The organism is Pseudoalteromonas sp. SIMBA_162 (assembly GCF_046535955.1).
GTDB lineage: Bacteria > Pseudomonadota > Gammaproteobacteria > Enterobacterales > Alteromonadaceae > Pseudoalteromonas > Pseudoalteromonas marina.
Map to the genome: position 1 here is coordinate 1 of NZ_JAWJBQ010000307.1, position 277 is coordinate 277.

Sequence of the window (277 nt, forward strand, 5' to 3'; positions counted from 1 at the left end):
CGGCTGACGGACAACCATGCGGCCTGTCACACGACCGAAGTAGTCGTTCAGGTCACGCTGGTTGACGGTGATTTTGCCGGTGCCCGGCTTCAGGAAGACGCGCGCGGTAGAAGTCTTGCGGCGCCCGGTACCGTAATACTGCTGTGTCATGGCGAAGATTTCCTCAGATGTTCAGTTCAAGCGGCTGCTGGGCAGCATGCGGATGCTCGGCACCGGCGTACACTTTTAACTTGGAGTACATGGCGCGACCCAGCGGACCTTTCGGCAGCATGCCTTT

At 59.2% G+C, this 277-nt stretch carries 1 protein-coding gene and 1 pseudogene; both read right to left on the reverse strand.

What is annotated here, in order from left to right:
* Window positions 1-150, reverse strand: a 150-nt coding sequence (gene rpsI, locus R0J88_RS19810) for a 30S ribosomal protein S9 (protein WP_410900848.1), incomplete at its 3' end; no start/stop codon positions are given.
* Window positions 151-163: 13 nt separating this feature from the next.
* Window positions 164-277 (reverse strand): annotated as a pseudogene (gene rplM, locus R0J88_RS19815) (50S ribosomal protein L13); the annotation flags it as partial.